General features: G+C 65.6%; 18 protein-coding genes. 8 read left to right on the top strand and 10 right to left on the bottom strand.

Annotation, left to right across the window (positions count from 1 at the left end):
* Nucleotides 1–99: 99 nt before the first annotated feature.
* Nucleotides 100–567 (top strand): hypothetical protein, encoded by a 468-nt coding sequence (locus EB233_RS31895; RefSeq protein WP_244277610.1) that lies wholly within the window; start codon nt 100–102, stop codon nt 565–567.
* A 40-nt stretch (nt 568–607) separates the two neighbouring features.
* On the opposite strand, the gene EB233_RS26730 is transcribed toward EB233_RS31895, so the two are convergent.
* The 6 genes from EB233_RS26730 to EB233_RS26705 are packed head-to-tail and all read right to left on the bottom strand — an operon-like array spanning nt 608 to nt 6,687.
* Nucleotides 608–1,381: an SDR family NAD(P)-dependent oxidoreductase gene (locus EB233_RS26730; protein WP_064987826.1), complete on the bottom strand. Its 774-nt coding sequence runs from the start codon at nt 1,379–1,381 to the stop codon at nt 608–610.
* 6 nt (nt 1,382–1,387) lie between these two features.
* Entirely contained in the window at nt 1,388–2,722 is a 1,335-nt protein-coding gene (locus EB233_RS26725; RefSeq protein WP_064987827.1) for a dihydroorotase, read from the bottom strand.
* Nucleotides 2,723–2,747: 25 nt separating this feature from the next.
* Nucleotides 2,748–3,683: a polysaccharide deacetylase family protein gene (locus EB233_RS26720; protein WP_064987828.1), complete on the bottom strand. Its 936-nt coding sequence runs from the start codon at nt 3,681–3,683 to the stop codon at nt 2,748–2,750.
* 12 nt (nt 3,684–3,695) lie between these two features.
* Nucleotides 3,696–4,721 (bottom strand): NAD-dependent epimerase/dehydratase family protein, encoded by a 1,026-nt coding sequence (locus tag EB233_RS26715; protein WP_064987829.1) that lies wholly within the window; start codon nt 4,719–4,721, stop codon nt 3,696–3,698.
* Between the two features lie 30 nt (nt 4,722–4,751).
* Nucleotides 4,752–5,501, bottom strand: a complete 750-nt coding sequence (locus EB233_RS26710) for an SDR family NAD(P)-dependent oxidoreductase (protein WP_027056048.1) — start codon at nt 5,499–5,501, stop codon at nt 4,752–4,754.
* A gap of 10 nt (nt 5,502–5,511) precedes the next feature.
* Nucleotides 5,512–6,687 carry an MFS transporter gene (locus EB233_RS26705; protein ID WP_343064833.1) on the bottom strand — a complete coding sequence of 392 codons (1,176 nt, stop codon included), beginning with the start codon at nt 6,685–6,687 and terminating at the stop codon, nt 5,512–5,514.
* A gap of 377 nt (nt 6,688–7,064) precedes the next feature.
* Here EB233_RS26705 and EB233_RS26700 point away from each other — a divergent pair, with 377 nt between their 5' ends.
* Genes EB233_RS26700 through EB233_RS26670 form a run of 7 tightly spaced genes read left to right on the top strand, consistent with a single transcriptional unit; the run spans nt 7,065 to nt 14,222 of the window.
* Nucleotides 7,065–7,415, top strand: a complete 351-nt coding sequence (locus tag EB233_RS26700) for a RidA family protein (protein ID WP_064987831.1) — start codon at nt 7,065–7,067, stop codon at nt 7,413–7,415.
* A 24-nt stretch (nt 7,416–7,439) separates the two neighbouring features.
* Nucleotides 7,440–8,870 (top strand): dihydropyrimidinase, encoded by a 1,431-nt coding sequence (hydA, locus tag EB233_RS26695; protein ID WP_064987832.1) that lies wholly within the window; start codon nt 7,440–7,442, stop codon nt 8,868–8,870.
* Nucleotides 8,855–9,769, top strand: coding sequence for a nitrilase-related carbon-nitrogen hydrolase (locus EB233_RS26690; protein WP_064987833.1), 915 nt, complete (start codon nt 8,855–8,857; stop codon nt 9,767–9,769). Before hydA ends, EB233_RS26690 begins: the two co-directional genes overlap by 16 nt.
* A gap of 14 nt (nt 9,770–9,783) precedes the next feature.
* Nucleotides 9,784–11,100 (top strand): Coenzyme F420 hydrogenase/dehydrogenase, beta subunit C-terminal domain, encoded by a 1,317-nt coding sequence (locus EB233_RS26685; RefSeq protein ID WP_064987834.1) that lies wholly within the window; start codon nt 9,784–9,786, stop codon nt 11,098–11,100.
* Nucleotides 11,101–11,113: 13 nt separating this feature from the next.
* A complete protein-coding gene (locus EB233_RS26680) occupies nt 11,114–12,280 on the top strand; it encodes an NAD(P)/FAD-dependent oxidoreductase (RefSeq protein WP_064987835.1) in 1,167 nt (388 codons plus the stop codon).
* Nucleotides 12,277–13,560 (top strand): Zn-dependent hydrolase, encoded by a 1,284-nt coding sequence (locus EB233_RS26675; RefSeq protein WP_064987836.1) that lies wholly within the window; start codon nt 12,277–12,279, stop codon nt 13,558–13,560. The genes EB233_RS26680 and EB233_RS26675 overlap by 4 nt, the downstream gene beginning before the upstream one ends.
* Nucleotides 13,557–14,222 (top strand): cysteine hydrolase family protein, encoded by a 666-nt coding sequence (locus tag EB233_RS26670; protein ID WP_064987837.1) that lies wholly within the window; start codon nt 13,557–13,559, stop codon nt 14,220–14,222. The genes EB233_RS26675 and EB233_RS26670 overlap by 4 nt, the downstream gene beginning before the upstream one ends.
* Here EB233_RS26670 and EB233_RS26665 read toward each other — a convergent pair.
* The 4 genes from EB233_RS26665 to EB233_RS26650 form a co-directional block, all read right to left on the bottom strand.
* Complete coding sequence (locus EB233_RS26665; protein WP_064987838.1) at nt 14,207–15,694, bottom strand: N-acyl-D-amino-acid deacylase family protein; 1,488 nt, start codon at nt 15,692–15,694, stop codon at nt 14,207–14,209. The two genes, EB233_RS26670 and EB233_RS26665, sit on opposite strands and share 16 nt — an antisense overlap.
* Nucleotides 15,695–15,792: 98 nt before the next feature.
* The gene (locus EB233_RS26660) at nt 15,793–17,334 is read right to left on the bottom strand and encodes a trimethylamine methyltransferase family protein (protein WP_064987839.1); all 1,542 of its coding nucleotides are present in this window, start codon (nt 17,332–17,334) and stop codon (nt 15,793–15,795) included.
* Between the two features lie 20 nt (nt 17,335–17,354).
* Entirely contained in the window at nt 17,355–18,323 is a 969-nt protein-coding gene (locus EB233_RS26655; RefSeq protein WP_064987840.1) for a D-2-hydroxyacid dehydrogenase, read from the bottom strand.
* An 8-nt stretch (nt 18,324–18,331) separates the two neighbouring features.
* A complete protein-coding gene (locus EB233_RS26650; RefSeq protein WP_064987841.1) occupies nt 18,332–19,240 on the bottom strand; it encodes a dihydrodipicolinate synthase family protein in 909 nt (302 codons plus the stop codon).
* Nucleotides 19,241–19,299: the final 59 nt, after the last annotated feature.

The raw sequence follows: 19,299 nt of genomic DNA, 5'->3' as shown, positions 1-19,299 counted from the left end.
GGTCGGTGATGTAGAGTGACGTGCAATGTGGCGGACGCGGTCCGCCGGTAGCCCGTGAACGACAGGGAGAATTTGATGCGGAATAGGATGCTGGGCTTGATGGCGCTTGCCTTGGCTGCGTGCCAATCGGCTCCTGCAGAGCGGCAACCCGCCGCTGTCGAACCCGCGCCAGGTCCCGTTGCCCCTCAACCCGGTTTGGCTCCCGCGGGTTCGGCAATCATGGATCAATCCGTGACGATCACTCCCCCGGCGAAAGGCGTTCCGGCCAAGTATGCCGCTTTTTCGGGCATGTGGGCTGGACGATTGGAGGGCACGTCTGAAGCCGAGGTCGCAGTGCAGACGATTTCTCCGAATGGCCAGGTGACAGTCACCTTTGCTTGGAGCAATCTGGGCGACAACAATCCGGGAGAGGCAGCCGGCGCGGGAAGAATTGTCGGGACGACGTTGAAGCTCGGGCGTCTGCCGAATGGCGCCGACATCAGTCTGACGATGCTGCCTGGCGAAACCCTGGCCGGAACCTATGTGCTCGCCGGCCAGACCTACACCGGCACGTTCAGCAGGCAATGACGGAAACCCAACCTGGCGCATCGCAGGCAGCCAGCATTAGTCAGCCTGCCATCCAGCCGCCGTCCACCATAAGGTTGATGCCGGTGACGTAGCTTGCCATGTCGCTGGCAAGGAACAGTGCGGCTCCTGCCACATCGTTCGGATGCCCGAGCCGCGGCCAGGGCGTGCGCCGGCGTGAATAGTCGATCGCGTCCGGGTCGTTGGCCACGCCCGGCTTGCCGGTGATGATCTTGCCGGGCGCGATGGCGTTGCAGACGATCAGATCGTCGGCGTGGTCGACCGCGATCTGCCGCGTCATCTGCACGATGCCCCCCTTACTCACCGAATAGGGAAGGTCGCCGGGACAGGCCACCATGCCGTGCTGCGAGGAAATATTGATGACACGGCCGCGCACGTCGTTGACCGGCGCCTGGGCGAGCATCTGCATCACCGCCCGTTTCGAGCAGTAGAAGAAACCGGTCAGGTTGACGCCTATGACCCGCTGCCATTGTTCCGGCGTGGTGTCAATCAGGTTGGTGCTGGTGTAGATCGCGGCGTTGTTGACCATCACGTCGAGCCGCCCGAACTGCTCGACGGTCGCACCGACCAGCGCATCGACGGCGCTCCAGTCAGCGATATCGGTCCGGAGGTAGACGGCGGCACCGCCAGTCGAGCGGATCAACTCCACGGTGCTCTCACCGCCCTCGATCGGCTGCTCGACCGTGTCGGCGACGACGACGCTCGCGCCCTCGGCCGCGAATTTCAGCGCGATCGCGCGGCCGATGCCGGAACTGCCTCCGGTGACGATGGCGGTCTTGTTGGCGAGCAGGGGCATGTTTCCTCAGCTTTCCCGGGTGACGATGGTTCCGATTTTCGGCCCGATCCGTTTTCCCTCGCGCACGATCTCGCGGCCGCGCAGGAAGACGCTTGTCAGCCGCGCCTGGACGGTCCAGCCGTCGAAGGGCGTATAGCCCGCCCGCGACACCTGATCGGCATTGGCGATGGTGCTGGAGCGGCGCGGATCGAGGATGAGCATATCGGCATCGTAGCCGGTGGCGATCCGGCCCTTGCGCCGGCCAAGCCCGAAGCGCTCGGCCGGATTACGGGCGCACAGGCGCACCAGATCGGGCAGCGTGATCAGATTGTCGTCGACCAGTTTCAGCATCGTCTGCAGCAATGTCTGCAGTCCCGGCATGCCGCCCGGAATGTCGGCGAAAGCCGCATAGGGGGCTGCCTTTTCGGCCGGCGTGTGCGGCGCGTGGTCGGTGGCGACGATGTCGATCAGTCCCGCGCGCAGCGCGGCGCGCAGCGCATCCACGTCATGCGGCGAGCGCAGGGGTGGCGAGGCCTTGAGATTGGCGCCTTGCATCTCATAGTCGCCGGCGTTGAAGAAGAGGTTCTGCGGCGTGGTTTCGACGCTGGCGTCGGCCATGCCGCGCAGCCGGCTCCAGGCCTCGACGCCGAGTTCGGAATTGATCTGGCGGACATGAATTCTGGCCTCCGCCGAGGCGGCGGCCACAAGCGCCCGGGCGATGCCGTTGGCTTCGGCCAGCGGCGGCCGGCTGGCCTGGAAGGCGGCGATGGTGCCGGAGCGGTCGCGCATGGTGCTGCCGGTCAGGATCGATTGATCGCCGGGCGAGATGCCGATCAAGGTGTCGCTGCCGGCAAAAGCCTTCAACGCCTCGGCCACGGCGTCGAGCGTGGCGAAGAGGAAGTCATCGGGCACATCTGCGGTGAACAGCTCGAACGAGACCGGCCTGAGATCGAGCAGGCGCGGGATGAGCGACAGGTCGCGGCTGAGCACGGCCTGCAGGCCGACGTCGACGTGGAGGCGGGCCTCAGTCATCGCCATCTTGTCGGCAAGCTGTTCGCCCGTCGCTGTCCACGGTTCGTCGGTCGGCATGTCGAGCACCGTCGTCACGCCACCTAGGGCCGCGGCATGCGTGCCGGAGGAAAAGTCCTCCTTGTGCGTCAGTCCGGGCTCGCGCAGATGCGCGTGCGCGTCGACCAGGCCGGGCAGCAGATAGGCGCCGGTAGCGTCGACAACGATCCTGGCCGAAGCCGTCTCGCCGGGTGGGAGAAGCGCTGCGATACGGCCGTCGCTGACGCCCACATCGCACCGCTCGAACCCTTCGGCGTTGACGATGGTGGCTCCCCGGATCAGCGTCTCGAACATGCCGTCTTGCTTCCGTTAGACCGCTCTAGCCGCGCCGCTCGAAGCCGGCATGATTGTCGAGCCAGAATCGGGCGATGTCTTCGCGGCGCATGAAGGCAGCAGCCGGGTTCTGCTTCACATGTTCGATCACTTCGCGCAGGCCGGACGCCCGGTTTGGCTGGCCCATCCAGCGCGCATGGATGCCGATCGTCAGCATGCGACCGCCGGTCTCGTCCGCTTCGTCGAGCATGTAGTCGATCGCCGAGCGGCAGTCCTCGGCGAAGTCGCGCGGATTGCTGTAGCCCGGCGCCACCAGATAACGGCTGTCATTGAGTGTCTTGGAATAGGGCACGACCAGGATCTCCGTATCCCGATGGTCGAGGAAATAGGGCAGGTCGTCGTTGCATGGGTCGGAGTGGTAGAGGAAGCCGCCTTCGCGCACCAAAAGGTCGCGCGTGTTGACGCTGGGCAGCGAGCGGCAATTCCAGCCCAACGGGCGCCTGCCCAGGAGCTTCTCGTAAAGCGCGATCGCTTCATGCAGCTGGCGCTCTTCCTCGTTGCGCTCGATGGTCGTGTAGTCGATCCAGCGCAGGCCGTGGCCGAGCAGGTCGTGACGTCGCGTCTTCATCCATTCGACGAAGGGCGGGTTGCGCTCCAGCGCCACCGCGCAAGCTGAGATGGTGATCGGGACGTCGTGGCGATCGAACAGCCTTGCCAGGCGCCAGACACCGGCGCGGCTGCCATATTCGAAATGCGTTTCGGTGCCGAGATCGCGCACCGGCGGGCTCGAGGTGAGATTGTATTCGCCCCAATTGTCGTTGCGGCCGTCTTCGAGCCAGGAATACTCCGAGCCTTCCTCGTAGTTGAGCACGAGGTTGATGGCGAGCTTGACGCCGCCCGGCCAGGTCATGAAGGGCGGGCGCGGACCATAGCCGACGAAGTCGCGCGGCTGCGGCGGTTGCGAGGCAGCACTCGGCGTCATGGCAGATTCCTCTCAGCTCGTTTCGTTGGCTTCTATCCAGTCCATGTAAGCGTGGAAGGCTTCCTTGCCGGGACGCGGCCGCCATGTGGTGTCGCGTAGGATGCGGGCGATGTCATACGCGCCCCACATGCCGCCTTTCAGTCTCACATCCTGGACGATGTTGGCGTCTTCTCCCGATGTCACCTCGACTTTCAGTCCGGGCACGCGTTCCCTTGCCCAGCCTATGATCTCGCCGATGGTCTGGCTGGAGCCGGAGCCGATATTGTAGTGGCGGTAATTGAGGCGCGGTGCATCGATCAACGCGATAATCGCGTCGGCAACGTCGGTCGAGACGGTGTAGTCACCGACCGGCTCCAGGCTGTTCGGCCTGATCGTCTCGCCGGCCAGAGCCATATGCGCGACGCGGTTGGGAACATGGCGAAAGTTGCGGCTCTCGGTGGCGCGGTCCATCGGGCCGTAGACGGAAGCAAGCCGCACCGAGACCGCCGACAGGCCGAACAGGTCGGCATAGCGGTTGGTGACCATCTCGGAGGCGAATTTCGAGATGCCGTACAGCGTCAGCGGTGCGACATAGCCGTCTTCCGGCAGCGGTTCGCCGCCCCAGTCGGGTCCGTTATGGCGGTAGACGGAGCCGGAGCTGACATAGACGAAGCGTTTCACGTTCGGCCTCGTACGCGCCCAGTCCAGCATCCGCACCGTGCCCATGAGATTGACGTCGACGATGCGGGCCGGGTCCTCGGCCTCCGGCTGGCGCTTTGCCTCCGAGGCGCTGCCGCGCGAGATCGGCGTGATCGTCGCGCCATGCACGATCGCCGTGATGCCTTGCTCGTCGAGCGTCGAGGACCAGGTCATCGGGTCGAGGACATCGGCGGCGATCACTGTGAGCCGGTCGCGCACCGGGGCGAAATGCTTTTCGGCCGCGGCGTCGAGGCCGGACCGGTCGAGGATCACGGCGCGGGCTTGCGGGTCGCGGTCGAGCCATGCGCGCGCGACCACGCTCATGACAAAGCCGGTGCCTCCGGTGACGAGCAGGGTCATGCGAACTCCTTTGAAGTTGAACGAAGCGGGTCAGCGCGTCGCATAGCCGCCATCCACGAGCATGTCGGATCCGGTGACGAAGGATGCGTCCGATGACAAAAGGAAGGCTGCGGCCGCGGCGATTTCCTCCGGCTCCGCGATGCGGCCGAGCAGATGGGCCGGTCCAAGACCTGCGTTGGCGGCGTCGAAGTCCGGAAATCTGCGCAGCAGGCGCGTCGTCGCCACCGCGCCCGGCGATAGGCTGTTGACGCGCACCTTGTCCGGCGCATGGTCGACAGCCATCGCCTTGGCGAGATGGATCAGCCCCGCCTTGGCGGCGCAATAGGCGACGGCCCTGGTGGTCGCGACCCGCCCGAATTGCGAGCCGATGAACACCACCGAGCCGCCGCCGCCCGCGGCGATCAACGGCACCGCATATTTGCTCATCAGGAACGCGCCGGTCAGGCTGACGTCGAGCTCATGTCGCCAGGACTTTTCGTCGAGATCGACGACGCTGGCGTTGGTCGATGGCGCGGCGGCATTGTGCACGAGTCCGTCCAGCCGGCCGAAACGCTGCTTTGCCATGTCGACGGCGCTTCTGGCAGAGTCGGCATCGGTCACGTCGCATTGGCAACCGGCCGCCGACGAGCCGAGTTCGTCGGCAAGCGCCTGCGCCACCGCGAGGTCATGGTCGGCGCAGACCACGCTGGCGCCTTCCGCGACGCAGCGCCGGGCAATGGCGGCGCCAATGCCGCTTGCGGCGCCCGCGATCAGCACAACGCTTCCTTGCAGTCGGTTCATAGCGGCGACCTCAAACCCGTTCCTCGACACTTTGCAGGACCGGCACCGTCACCGGCCGGCGTAGCAGATTGTAGCAGGCCGCGACCGTGACCAGGGCAGCGCCGCCACCGAGCAGCAGGAACATGGCCGGAGGCCCAAGATGCGCCATCAATCCCGCGGCGACACCCGGCGTCGCCACATTGCCGATCGAATAGAGCAGAAGCAGCGTGCCTGAGGCGGCGACCATGTGCCGGCTATGAAGCTGCGATGCGCCGAAGGCCATCGCCACCGGATAGATCGTCAGCGCCGTGGCGCCATAGACGAAGAACAGCACGAACAACAGCGGCACCGACAGCGTGCCGACCCATGCGATCGTGGCGCAGGCCGTCACCGCCACCAGTCCTTGCACCAGCAGCATCAGGCGGCGGTCGAACCGGTCCGACAGCCAGCCGACCGGGGTCTGCGCGAGCATGCCGGCGATGCTGATCGTCGTCACCAGCCAGACCGTGGCCGCCGCCGACAGCCCGATCTGCGTCCCGTAAAGAGGCGTCAGCACAAAGATGTTCATGTTGGTGATGCCGGCCTGGAAAATGGCAACGACCGTCACCGGCGCCAGCCTGAAAAGCGCCAGCGGCCCGAGCCGCCTGTCGGCCTTCGCTCCGGGCGCGGGATCGTTCGGCAACGAAGGCAATGTCGGCCAGCGCAGCCCGGCGAACTTGGGCGCGAACGCCAGAAGCACCGTCGCCGCCGCAACCAGAAACAGATGCGGAGATTTCGGACCGACTAGCGCGACCAGGATCTGGCCGAGCAGCACGGCGATCGCTGTCGTCAGCATGTAGATCGAGAACATCGCGCCGCGATTGTGCTGTTCGGCATAGAGATTGATCCAGCTTTCGCAGACGACGAACATCGAGGCCATGGACATGCCGCCGAGCAGCCGGAAGCAGAACCAGCCCGGCATGAAGTCGGTGAACACGAAGCCCAGGGCCGATAGCAGCGCGGTCGTCAGGATCAGCAGGAAGGTCCGCTCATGACCATGGCGGGCGACCAATGGACGCGTCATCAGGCATCCGATCAGGAAGCCCAATGGATAGGCCGTCAGCACGATCTGAACGACGTCGGGGTCGACGCCGGGTTTGCCGAGGTGGAACGACACCGCGGTCGTCAGCATGGCGCTGCCGATGCAGGCGAGACAGACGCTTGCCATGATCGGCAGCATGGCTCGGGAGCGCTCGGCGTTCCGCCACAAGCGCATCGCGGATTGAGAGATTGACCCCATTTATGCCGCTGTCAGCCGGCTAGGACGGGCGGCGTCGTTCGCAAACGGGATCAATCACCGGCGCTGGACTCTTATGCATTGCGACGGCTCCCCTTGGCAGTCTCGCTGTCCGGCGGCTGCTCTCCCACACAGAAGCTACACCTCGCCATGTCTGTCACAAGCGAAGATTGACACGGCTATGGCGTCATTTTTTTTGGCCATCCCGGCGGCGGAAAACCGGGTTGTGCCGTGCGACAGGCTTTACAGTCCTTTTGCACGCTCCCTACGATAGGTCGCCTGCCAAAGATCGAGAGGGAGACCAGGAGATGACGATCGAACGCCTTGAGAACGGGCAACGCTTCTGCAGGGTGCTGCGCTACAACGGCACCGTCTATGTTTCTGGCCTGACGGCGGACGACCTTTCCGGCGATACTAACGCGCAGACGAAGCAGATCTTGGCCAAGATCGATGCGCTTCTGGCCAAGGCCGGCACCGACAAGTCGAAGCTTCTCAGCGCCCAGATCTGGCTGCGCGACATCGCCGACTTCGAGATGATGAATGCGGCTTGGGACGCCTGGATCGATCGCAGCGCCATGCCGGTGCGCGCGACGGTGGAGGCGCGGCTTGCCGGCGACCAGTATCGCGTCGAGATCATGGTCACTGCGGCGGTCGGCTGACGCCGGTTGGGGTGGGCAAATCGAATGCATGAGCTGGTGATCAAAGGCGGACGGGTTGCGCTCGACGACGGGTGGGCCGAATGCGACATCGCCATCGATGAGGGCCGCATCGGCGCCATCGGCACCGGGCTTGCCGGCAGATCCGTGATCGCCGCCGGCGGCCGCTGGGTCATGCCCGGCGGCATCGACGCTCATTGCCATCTCGACCAGCCGGTCTGGGGCGGAGCCGGCAATGCGGACGATTTCGAGTCCGGCACCATCTCGGCGGCGTTCGGTGGCACGACTTGCATCGTCCCGTTCGGCATGCCGGGTCCGGAGATGAGCACTGTCGGCGCCATCGATCGAGCGCTTGATCGCGCCACAGGGCGCGCGGTGATCGACTACGGGCTGCACGCGGTCGTGACCATGGGCACCGGCCCGGATGTCGAGGAACAGCTGTCGCAGCTCGCCGGCCGCGGCATCGCCTCCGTCAAGCTGTTCATGACCTATCAGGGTTTTGCCGTCGACGACGATCTCTTCTTCAGGGTGCTCGACACCGCCCGCAAGCTTGGCTGGATCGTCATGGTCCATGCCGAGAACGACGCTGCCATAAGGCGCACGCGCCAGCGGCTCATCGATCTCGGCCGCACCGATATCCGCTACCATGTCGTTGCCCACAGCGAGACCATGGAGCGCGAGGCCACGCACCGCGCGCTGGCCTTCGCCGAAATGACCGGCGCGCGCATGACCATCGTCCACGTCTCCTCCTGGCAGTCGGCCGAGGAGGTGGCGCGAGCCCGCGTGCGAGGGGTGGATGCGATTGCCGAGACCTGCCCGCAATATCTGTTCATCGGCGCCGCCGACCTCGACCGGCCGGCCCTGGATGCGGCGCGCTTCGTCTTTTCGCCGCCGCCGCGTTCGCCGCGCAGCCATGACCATCTGTGGCAGGCGCTGATCGATGGCGGCATCGATCTCTGGTCCTCCGACCATTCACCCTATTTCTTCGCTGATAAGATCGCCAGATCGCGGACGCCCGGCTTTACCACCACGCTGAGCGGCATTCCCGGCATCGAGACGCGTCTGCCGCTGCTGTTCTCGGAAGGCTTGTTGACCGGCCGGCTGACACTGGACCGCTATCTCGATCTCACCTCACGCAATGCCGCCGCGATCTATGGCCTGGCCCACGCCAAGGGCCGCATAGCGGTCGGCCTCGATGCGGATCTGGCGCTGTGGGATCCCGAGGTGAGCTGGATGCTCGGCCATTCGGCCCTGCACTCGCGCGTCGACTTCACCCCCTACGAGGGCCGGAGCGTAACCGGCAAGCCGACAACCGTGCTGGTGCGCGGCGTGCCTGTGGTCGCCGACGGCAAGCTGCGGGTGCAGCCTGGGTTCGGACAATTCGTAGAGCGCACCGCGGCCGATCCGGCCCGCTCGGGAAAACCAGTCGAGGAGACGACGCCATGGCTCGATGCCTGACCATAGCGGTCGCCCAGACCGGACCCATCCAGCGAAGCGCCTCGCGCGCCGAAACGGTCGATCGCCTCGTCCACCTGCTGGAGATGTCCGCTGCCGCGGGTGCGGAGATTGCCGTGTTCCCCGAGATGGCGCTCACCACTTTCTTCCCGCGCTGGCGCATCGACGATCAGGCGGAGATCGACGCCTTCTTCGAACAGTCGATGCCGGGGCTGGACACGCAGCGCCTCTACGATGCCGCCGCCCGCCTCAAGGTCGGTTTCGCACTCGGCTATTGCGAGATCGCGCAGGAAGCGGGCAGGACGCGCCATTTCAACACCATGGATCTCGTCGGCCCGGACGGGGGCTTCATCGGCCGCTATCGCAAGATGCATGTACCGGGCTCCGCCGAGCCGGAAGAGGGCACCACCACGCATCTCGAACGGCGCTATTTCGAGCCGGGCAATCTCGGCTTTCCGGTCTTCGACTATCGCGGCGTCCGCATCGGCATGGCGATCTGTAACGACCGCCGCTGGCCGGAAACCTATCGCATGCTGTGCCTCAACGGCGCCGAGGTGGCGTTGCTCGGCTACAACACGCCGCTGCTGCTCGACGAGGCGCCGGCGCTGGCGCATCTCAGAATGTTCCACAACCATCTGCCGATGCAGGCCGGCGCCTACCAGAACACGCTGTGGGTGGCGGCCGCCGCCAAGGCCGGGCTGGAAGACGGCCAGGCTCTGATCGGTGGCTCCTGCATCATCGCACCGACCGGGGAGATCGCCGCGCTGGCGATGTCGCTCGGCGACGAGATCATTGTACATCGTGCCGATCTCGACCTGATCGAGACCTGCCGGAAGGTGAATTTCAACTTCGCGCTCTATCGCCGCCCCGACCAGTACCGCCTGATCGCGGAACCGGTCTGAGAGCGGCGGACCAGATGAGCCTCATCGAAGCCAATCGAAGACAAGGTACAGAAGCGCCGCCGGCCGATCCGCTGTCGTTGAGCGAGATCGTCGAGAGCGGGCTCTGTATCGGCTGCGGCCTCTGCCGTTCGATCGCCGCGCCAGATGCCATCGAGATGGTCATGACGCCGGAGGGGCGCGAGCGGCCTGTGGCGCGGCAGGCGCTGGACAGATCGACGCTGCGGCGGATCAATGCCGTCTGTCCGGGAACGCGCATCGCCGGTCCGCCACCGGCGCAATCAAGCGAAGCCGCGATGATGGACACTGTCTGGGGACCGGTCGAGCGGCTTGTGCTCGGCCGCGCGAAAAACCCTACCGTGCGGTTTGTCGGTTCCGGCGGCGGAGTGCTGACGGCGCTCGGCCAGTTCCTGCTGAGCTCCGGGCGCGTCAAATTCGTGCTGCATGTCGCCGCATCGCATTTCCGGCCGATGCGCAGCGAAAGGCGGCTGAGCTTCGACGCCGCTTCGATGCTCGAAGGCGCAGGCTCGCGCTATGGCCCGGCCGCGACCTTGGTCGATTTCGGCGACATCCTCGATCGTGGCGAGCCGTTCGCGCTGATCGCCAAGCCTTGTGACATCACCGCCGTGCGCAACCTGGCGCGGCTCGATCCCCGCGTCGACCGGTACATGCGATATGCCTTGGCCTTCGTCTGCGGCGGCGCCTCGGACCTGTCGAAATCGGAACAGGTGCTGCAGCGCTTCGGCCTCAACGAAGACGAACTCACGATGTTCCGCTATCGCGGCCATGGCAATCCCGGCCTCAACCGTATCGAAACCGGGGACGGCCGCGCCTTCGAACTCACCTATCGGCAGCTGTGGGAGGACGAGGACAAATGGATGATCCAGCCGCGCTGCAAGATCTGTCCCGACGCCATCGGCCAGGTGGCGGATATCGCGGTTCATGACGCCTGGTTGAACGGCGGGCCGGCGGCCGAGGACGAGGCGCTCAACGGCGTCATCGTGCGCAACAGGCGCGGCCTCGAGCTGTTCGACGCGGCGGTCGAAGCCGGTGCGCTGGAGATCAAGCGCGAGACCGGCATTGCCGAAATCAGTGAGTTGCAGTCGCATCAGGTGCGCAAACGGCGCGCCGTCTGGGCGCGGCTGAAAGGCATGGCGATCGCCGGCAAGCCGGTGCCACTGGTGAGCGACCTGGCACTGGAGGATTGTGCGCGCCAGAATTCGTTGGCGGAGAACCTGGCCGAAGGGCGCGGTGCCCGCGAGCGCGCCCGGCGCGGACGCCTGGGTGAGCCGCCTGCCGTGCCGCGCGAAGATAAGGCTGTGCAATCATGTTGAAGGATGGGTTGATATGAGTGCCGCCGAGGAAACCGGAATCATCATCATTGGTGGCGGCATTGCCGGCGCCGGCGCCGCCTTCGAGGTTTCCCGCAACTCCAAGGTGGTGCTGCTCGAGCGGGAAAGTCATTGCGGCTACCACACCACCGGCCGCTCCGCGGCGAGCTTCACCGAAAATTACGGCAACGGCGTCATCCGCCGTATCGTGCTGGCGAGCCGGTCTTTCCTGACTGAGCCGCCGGCCGGCTTTTGTGATTATCCGTTGCTCAGCAAACGCGGCATGATCACCGTGGCGCGCGCCGATCAACTCGATCTTCTGCGTGAGGATATGGAGGCCGCGCAGGCGCTGGTGCCCTCGATCGTCGCCATGACATCAGCCGAGGCGATCGCGCGCGTGCCGGTGCTGCGCGCGGATTATCTCGCCGGCGCCTATATCGAACCGCATTCGATGGACATCGACGTCAACGGCCTGCACCAGGGCTATCTGCGCGGCGCCCGCGCGCGTGGCGCGCGCATCGTCACCAATGCCGGCGTCAAGGCGATCGGACGGCAAGGCGGCCAATGGCGGGTCGAAACCCCGGCGGGAACGTTCATTGCGCCAACGCTCGTCAATGCCGCCGGCGCCTGGGGCGACGAGATTGCCGTCATGGCTGGCGTGCGCCCGATCGGCCTGCAGCCGAAGCGCCGCACCGCCTTCAACATCCCGGCACCCGCCGGTGTGGACATATCAGATTGGCCGCTGGTCAACGATGTCGGCGCCGAGTTCTACTTCAAACCCGATGCAGGGCAGTTGTTCGTCTCGCCGGCGGATGCGACGCCCTCGGCGCCGATGGATGCCTATGCCGAGGATATCGATGTGGCGATCGGGGCTGAACGTCTCGAACGGGCCACGACGATCGAGGTGCAGCGCGTGTCGCGCTCATGGGCCGGCCTCAGAACATTCGTCGCCGACGGTTCGCCGGTGGTCGGACCGGATGACGCGCTGCCGGATTTCGTCTGGCTTGTCGGTCAGGGCGGCTACGGCATCAAGACCTCGCCGGCGCTGTCGCGCGTCTGCGCCAGCCTGATCGCGGGCAAAGGCTTTCCGGACGATGTCGCCAGGCAAGGCGTGTCGATGGACGATCTCGCGCCGCATCGGCTGCGCGGCGTCGAGTCTCGAGCCAGGCAGGTTGCTTCATGAGCAATGCCGCACTCTCGGCCAGCGGCAGGCTGGCCGGGCATCTGCTGGAGAGGCTTGCGCATGCCACCACCGATGCGCCGGGGATCACGCGCGTCGCCTACGGACCCGGTGAGCGCTTCGCTCACGATCTCGTGCGCGACGAAGCGGAAAAGCTCGGCGCCACGGTGCGCACCGATGCAGCCGGTAATCTCTATCTGGCGCTGGAAGGCCGCAACCCCAACCTGCCGGCGATCGTCATCGGTTCGCATCTCGACAGCGTGCCGCACGGCGGCAATTTCGATGGCGCCGCGGGCGTCGTGGCGGGGCTGGCGGTGATGGCGGATCTGGTCGGGCAAGGCATCCAATTGCCGCGCGACCTGATCGTGCTGGCTACCCGTGCCGAAGAGGCTGTCTGGTTCCCGCTGTCCTATCCCGGCAGCCAGGCGGCACTCGGCCTGCTGGAACCGGCAGCGCTGGATGCGAAGCGGTCGGACAGCGGCCGTACGCTGGCTGACCACATGTTGGAGGAGGGCTTCGATCCCAATGCCGTGCGGCGCGGCGTTCCGGGCATCGATGCCAGCCGGATCGCGGCTTTCGTCGAAGTGCATATCGAGCAGGGACCGCGACTTGTCGCATCCGGCGCGCCGGTCGGCATCGTCACCGGCATCGCTGGCGGCTTCCGCTATGTCGACGCGAAATGTTTTGGCGCCTACGCGCATTCCGGCGCCGAGCCGCGTTTCGCCCGCCATGACAGCGTGCTCGGCTTTGCCGATCTGGTCGCGGGCCTCGAAGCGGAATGGGACGCGCTCGAGCGTGAAGGGCATGAGGCCACCATCACCTTCGGCCGGGTGGAATCCGATCCGAGCCAGCACGGCGGCAGCCGCGTCCTCGGCGAGCTCCGCTTCACGCTCGATGTGCGCAGTGCCGAGGCCGCCGTGCTGGAACGGATCGAGGCAAGACTGCACGCGCTCTTCGCCGAAGTCGGCACGAAACGCGGCGTCGGCTTCGAGGCCGGGCCGCGCTTCACCTGGGAGCCGGCGACCATGTCGCCGGCTCTGATCGCGAGGCTGGACCACGCTGCCACCACGCTGGAAATGCGGGCGCCGCATGTGCCGAGCGGGGCGGGGCACGACGCGGCCACCTTTGCCGGGGCCGACATTGCGACCGCCATGATCTTCGTGCGCAACGAGAACGGCAGCCACAACCCGCATGAAGCGATGGAACTCGCCGATCTCGATCAGGCGATCCGCCTGCTTCTTCGTTTCGTCACCGACTTCGACAATCCCCTGGGACAGCCATGAACCTTGCCGCGACCGCCTTGCTCGTCATCGACCTGCAGAACGAATACCGCCCCAACGCGGCCTGGCCGGTCGTCGGCTATGACGCCGTGCTCGCCAACGCCGCCGCGCTGATCGAAGCCGCACGCGCGGTGGGTGTGTCCGTCATCCATGCGCAGGCCTGGGTGAAACCGGAGGAACGCGACGGCTATGCGCGGCAGGAGGAAATCCTGACCGAGGAATTCCGCTCCGCCATCGCCGGCAGCACTGGCGCGGCGATCTGCGCCGAAGTGGCGGCTCAGGCCGGAGACATCGTCATCCACAAGCACTGGCCGAGCGCCTTTCGCCGCACCGATCTTTCAAGACGGCTTGCCGACCTCAAGGTCGAGAACCTGATCGTCACTGGCGTGCTGACCGACAGCTGTGTGACCGAGAGCGTGTTCGACGCGGTGTACCAGGGGTTCAGGGTCTGGCTGGTCAAGGATGCCTGTGGCAGCATGAGCGAGGCCATGCATCGCACCGGCATGCTCGACATGGCCAATCGGCTCTACGGCGGCGGCATCCTGCGCTTGCCCGAGGCGCTGAAGGCGCTCGCCGGCCAACCCTTCGACGGCTGGCGCTGCACGCGGCCGGTGGAATTCGTCTACACGCTCGAAACGGTGGACCGGATTTACGACGCGCTGTGATCGGCGCCGCAGCCGCATGCGCCCCTGACGACCGTTGGGGCCGAGGGCTTGAGAACCGTGCCCGGCAGTGCGCCGGTCGCCCTGCCGCCGCGCCAGACGGATACGCCGTTGACCAAGACTTGCTCTATGCCGGCGGCGGGCCGGCGCGGCTCCTCGAAGGTCGCGGTATCGATGATCGTCTCGGGATCGAAGACGACGAGGTCGGCGAAATTGCCTTCGGCCAGCAGCCCGCGTTGGGCGATACTGAATTCGCGCGCCGGCAGGCCGGTCATGCGGAACACGGCCTCCTCCAGGCTGAACAGGCCGACATCCCTGGCATAGTGGCCGAGCACACGCGGAAAGGTGCCCCAGAGACGCGGGTGCGGATGGATGTCGTGTGGCAGGCCGTCGGAACCGATCATGGTTCGCGGATGGGCGATGATGTTGCGCACATCGGTCTCGTCGAGCTGGAAATAGACGGCACCAGCCGGCAGCAGTCGCTCACCGGCCTCGCGCTCGCTGCAGTTCCATTCGCGCGCAATGTCGGCGATCTCGCGCCTAGCCATCTCCGGATGCGGGTCGGACCAGGTGACGAGGATCCTCAGGCCGATGTCGCAGCGCTCCAGCCGCAGCACCGTCGAGCTCGCGGCATAGGGATAGACATCCATGCCGATGTCCATCGTCTCGCGCGCTTGGTCGATCCTTTCCAGTGATGGCCGGCTCTTGCCGAAATTGGCGCGGCCGGTGCACTGGTGGTGTGAAATGAACAGCTTTCCGCCGGCATGATCGGCAATGTCGATCGCTTCTTCGATCGCCTCGTCCATCGTCTCGAAATAATTGCGCGTGTGGGTGACATAGGGGCCGCCGAGGGCGGCCGCCGTGGCCGCAAGCGCCTTGACCTCTTCGGTCGAGGATTTCACGGCCGGCGGATAGTCGAGCCCGGTGCTGAGGCCGAAGGCGCCCTCTGCTATGGCCTCGGCGACCGCCTTCTGCATCGCTGCCGTTTCCGCTTCGTTGGCCGGACGGTCGGTCACCGGCATGCAGCGCTGGCGCAAAGTGGTGTGGCCGACCAATAGAGCCGCGTTCGTGGCGATGCCGCGCCACTCGAGCTCGCCGACATAATCGGCAAAGCGATCGAAGCGGAAATTCTCGCGGCCGCCGACCAGCGTGAAGGGTGGCGGTGGTGTCCTGTCGAGAAGCAGCGGCGCCAGGCTGACGCCGCAATTGCCGGCAATCACCGTGGTCACGCCTTGGCTGATCTTCGGGTCCATGCCGCGTGGTGCCAAAAGCGCGCCGTCATCATGGGTGTGCACGTCGATGAAGCCGGGCGCGACCACCTTGCCCTTGGCATCGATTTCCTCGATCCCCTGTGCGCTGTCCAGCCGACCGATAGCGGCGATCTTGTCGCCGGTTACGGCGATATCGGCTTCGAAAGGTTTCGAGCCGTCGCCGGAAATCAACGTCGCGTGACGGATGACGAGATCGTATGGCATGGGCGCTGATTTTCAACTCTGTTGTTGGAGCATGATCTCTGGACAAACGGAAACCGTTTTGTCCGAGAAAACCAGTTCCCACTTTTCGGGATCATGCTCTAACCTTCCGGATTGGCGGCAATCTCCTCGCGGCGGCGTGCGACATAGGCGTCGAGCTCCTCGCGGATCGAGGGGTCCATCACCGGCTCTTCGTAATCGTGCAGGGCCTGCTGCCAGAGCTCCGTCGCCCGCTCCAGAGCGTCCTTGCCGCCGGCTTCCTCCCAGGCGCCATGGTTCTGCCAGTTGGAGAGCATGGGCTGGTAGAAGGCGGTGGTGTAGCGCGACATGGTGTGCTCGGCGCCGAAGAAATGGCCACCGGCCGGCACCGATTTGATCGCCTCGAAACCGAGATCGTCTTCCTGGAACGGCAACGGCCGCAGGAACTCCATCATGTTCTGCAGGATCTCGACATCGAGCACGAGCTTTTCATAAGACGCCGTCAATCCGCCTTCCAGCCAGCCTGCCGCGTGGTAGATAAGATTGGCGCCGCCGAGCACCGCGCCCCAGGTCGCCATCTCGGTCTCATAGGCGGCCTGCAGGTCGACGACATTGGAGGCGTTGGCGTTGGAGGTGCGATAGGGCAGATTGTAGCGCCGCGCCAACTGGCCGGCGATGATGTTGGCCTTGGCATTCTCCGGCGTGCCGAAAGCCGGCGCGCCCGACTTCATGTCGACATTGGAGGTGAAGGCGCCGTACATTACCGGCGTGCCTGGATTGACAAGCTGGGTCAGCACCACGCCGAACAGAGCCTCCGCGTTCTGCTGGCAGAGTGCGGCGGCAAGCGTCACCGGCGTCATCGCACCCATCAGGGTGAAGGGGGTGACGGTCACCGGCTGGCCGTGCTCGGCCATGGCGATCAGCCCTTCCGCCATCGCGTCGTCGAACAGGCGCGGCGAGTTGATCGAGATGATCGTTGTCACGCCAGGCGAGGCGCGCATCTCCTCGACGGAGATGCCGCGCGCGATCGCCATCATGTTGATCCCGTCCATGGCCCGGGCGCGGCCGATCGCGGTGCAGTGGAAGGAGAGATCGCTCAGCGTCAGATTGGCATGGTAGGTGTCGAGATGGCGCGCATTGGCCGGCAGCTCCATCGGCGCCACTACCTGGTTGCCGATGATATGGATGGCGTTGAAGTGGTGCGCCAGCCGGATGAAGTTCTGGTAGTCGGGCAGATTGCCCTGGCGGCGGCCATTGATGCGGTCATGCACATTGGGCGGACCGGCGACTAGGCCGAAGACCAGAGAATTGCCGCCGAGATGCACCTGCTTCTCGGGATTGCGGCTGGTCAGCGTGAAGGAGGACGGCACCGCCCGCAGCGCCTCGCGCACCAGGCTTTCGTCGATGCGGATGGTCTTTTCCTCGCGGTCGACAATGGCGCCTGCGGCGGCGAATAAATCCATAACCCGCTCGCTCATGACGCGGATGCCGAGTTCCGACAGGATGCGCATCGATGTGTCGTGCAGCCGCTGCATCCGCTCTTCGTCGAGCATCTGCATGGGCGGGTAAGGGTTCTTCACGTGTTGCCAGGGCAGCTGCGCGATGCCGCCGCCGCCGCGTCCGACCTTCGCCCTGCGGCCGCCGCCGCGCCTGTCCTGTGTCATGAGACTGCTTTCCTCTCGGTTTAGTAACCGCGTTCCGGACTGACGACATTCTCCAGCGGCTCGCCGCGGCGGTAGCGCGTCAGATTGTCGGTGAACATGCGCACCGACTTGATGTCCCAGCCGTCATGGACCGCCGCGCAATGCGGCGTGATGGCTACGTTGCCGTAACCCCACAGGGGATGGTCGGCCGGCAGTGGTTCGGTTGCAAAAACGTCGAGCGCCGCGCCCTTGATCTTGTTGCCGTCGAGGGCTTGGAGCAGCGCGGTCTCATCGACCACGCCGCCACGCGAGATATCGATGAGCACGGCGGACGGCTTCATTGCGGCAAAGGCCGCTTCGTCGAGCAGCCCGCGCGTGGTCGGCAGCAAAGGCACACAGCAGATAATGAAATCGGCACGGCCGACCAGTGGCAACAGCGCGTCAACGCCATGAACCTCGTCCAGACTTGGTGTCGGTTTGGCGCGCGCGCGGATGCCCAGCGTGAGCATACCCATCGCCTGCGCCCGTTTGGCGACGGCCTCGCCGGTCTTGCCGAGGCCGATGATCAACACGGTCTTGCCCTCGATCGGCTCGACACGGCCGCCGCCCCAGATGCGTGCCTGCTGCCTGCGCTCAAATCCGCGCAGGTCGAGCGAAAAGGACAGCATGGCGCCGAGCGCGTATTCCGCCAGCATGCCGGAGGCGACGCCGGCAGAATTCGTCACCGTCAACCGTGCCGGATCCCAATGTCCGAGGTGATCGGTGCCGGAGCCGCCGATCGACACCCATTTCACGGTCGCGCTTTCGACCAGGGCCAGGCGTGGATAGCGCGGGGTGCCGTCGAAGCGGACGGAATAAACCACTTCCGCCGCCACCCGTCCGATCAACTCGGGCAGGGCGGCGTAACTGTCGCAAGCATGGACCGCGAGGTCCGGATGCGTCTCCATGAGCACGGCCAGCGCCGCGGCCGGCCGGTCGGTGTGCAGGATGACGGATGGTTCAGCCGACATTATGCCACTCAGTTCCGGCCAATGTGATCGGCCGAAGAGCCGAGCGCGGCGAGCAACGCTTCCCCATTGGCGAGCGTTGCATTCTCGTGCGGAGCGCGCAAGTTCAGCCAGCGTTTGTCGCCGGAGCGCACCGCAAGCACGGCCTTCATCGCCGGGATCAGGCCGGCATCCTGGATGATCTTGCGGAATTCCTTGATCGCCGCATCCGCATCGGCAATGTCCTCCCCGGCCAGCGTGCGATCGTAAAGGGAGCGGATGGCCGCGGCGTTGAGGTTGACGGTGGCCGAGATGCAGCCTGCCGCTCCGTTTGCCAGGCCCTTGGTCAGTTGCGCTTCCGAACTCGGGAACACCGCAACGCTGGGTGCGGCCACAATCACCGCCGCCGTGTTGTTCCAGTCGCCGGCGCTGTCCTTGTAGGCGACGACGGTGCCGGGAAACGCCGCGCTCAGCCGGGCGGTCAAGGCCGGACTCACCGGCACGCCGGAGTTCTGCGGGATATGGTAGAGGATCATCCTCATTGCCGGGTTTGCAACCCGCTCGATCAGTTCGCCGTAGTAGCGCGCCTGGCCGTTGTCGCCGGCGCCGGTGTAGAAGAACGACGGCAGCACCATCACGCCGGCGCAGCCAAGCCCGACCGCGTGCGCCGACAGCTCCACGGTTTCCGGCAAAGCGGTGACGCCGGTGCCGGGCATCAGACGGCTGGGTGAAATGCCGGCTTCGATCAGCCATTCCAGCGCTTGCATGCGCTCACCGAGCGACAGCGACAACGCCTCGCCGGTGGTGCCGAAAGGGGACAGGAAATGCGCGCCCTGATCCAGCACCCATTTGGCATGCGACACAAAGAGATCGCGTGCGATGCCGCCGTCATCCGCGAACGGCGTCAGGATCGGTGCGATGGTTCCTTGCGGGCGGGTCATGCGTGTCCTCTGTGCGTGATGGGTTCCGTGCAGTGTGTTGACCGTCGCAGCCGCCGTCC

Source organism: Mesorhizobium erdmanii, from assembly GCF_013170725.1.
GTDB lineage: Bacteria > Pseudomonadota > Alphaproteobacteria > Rhizobiales > Rhizobiaceae > Mesorhizobium > Mesorhizobium erdmanii.
Note: the sequence above shows the minus strand (reverse complement) of the source record. Positions and strands in the feature narration are given on the sequence as shown.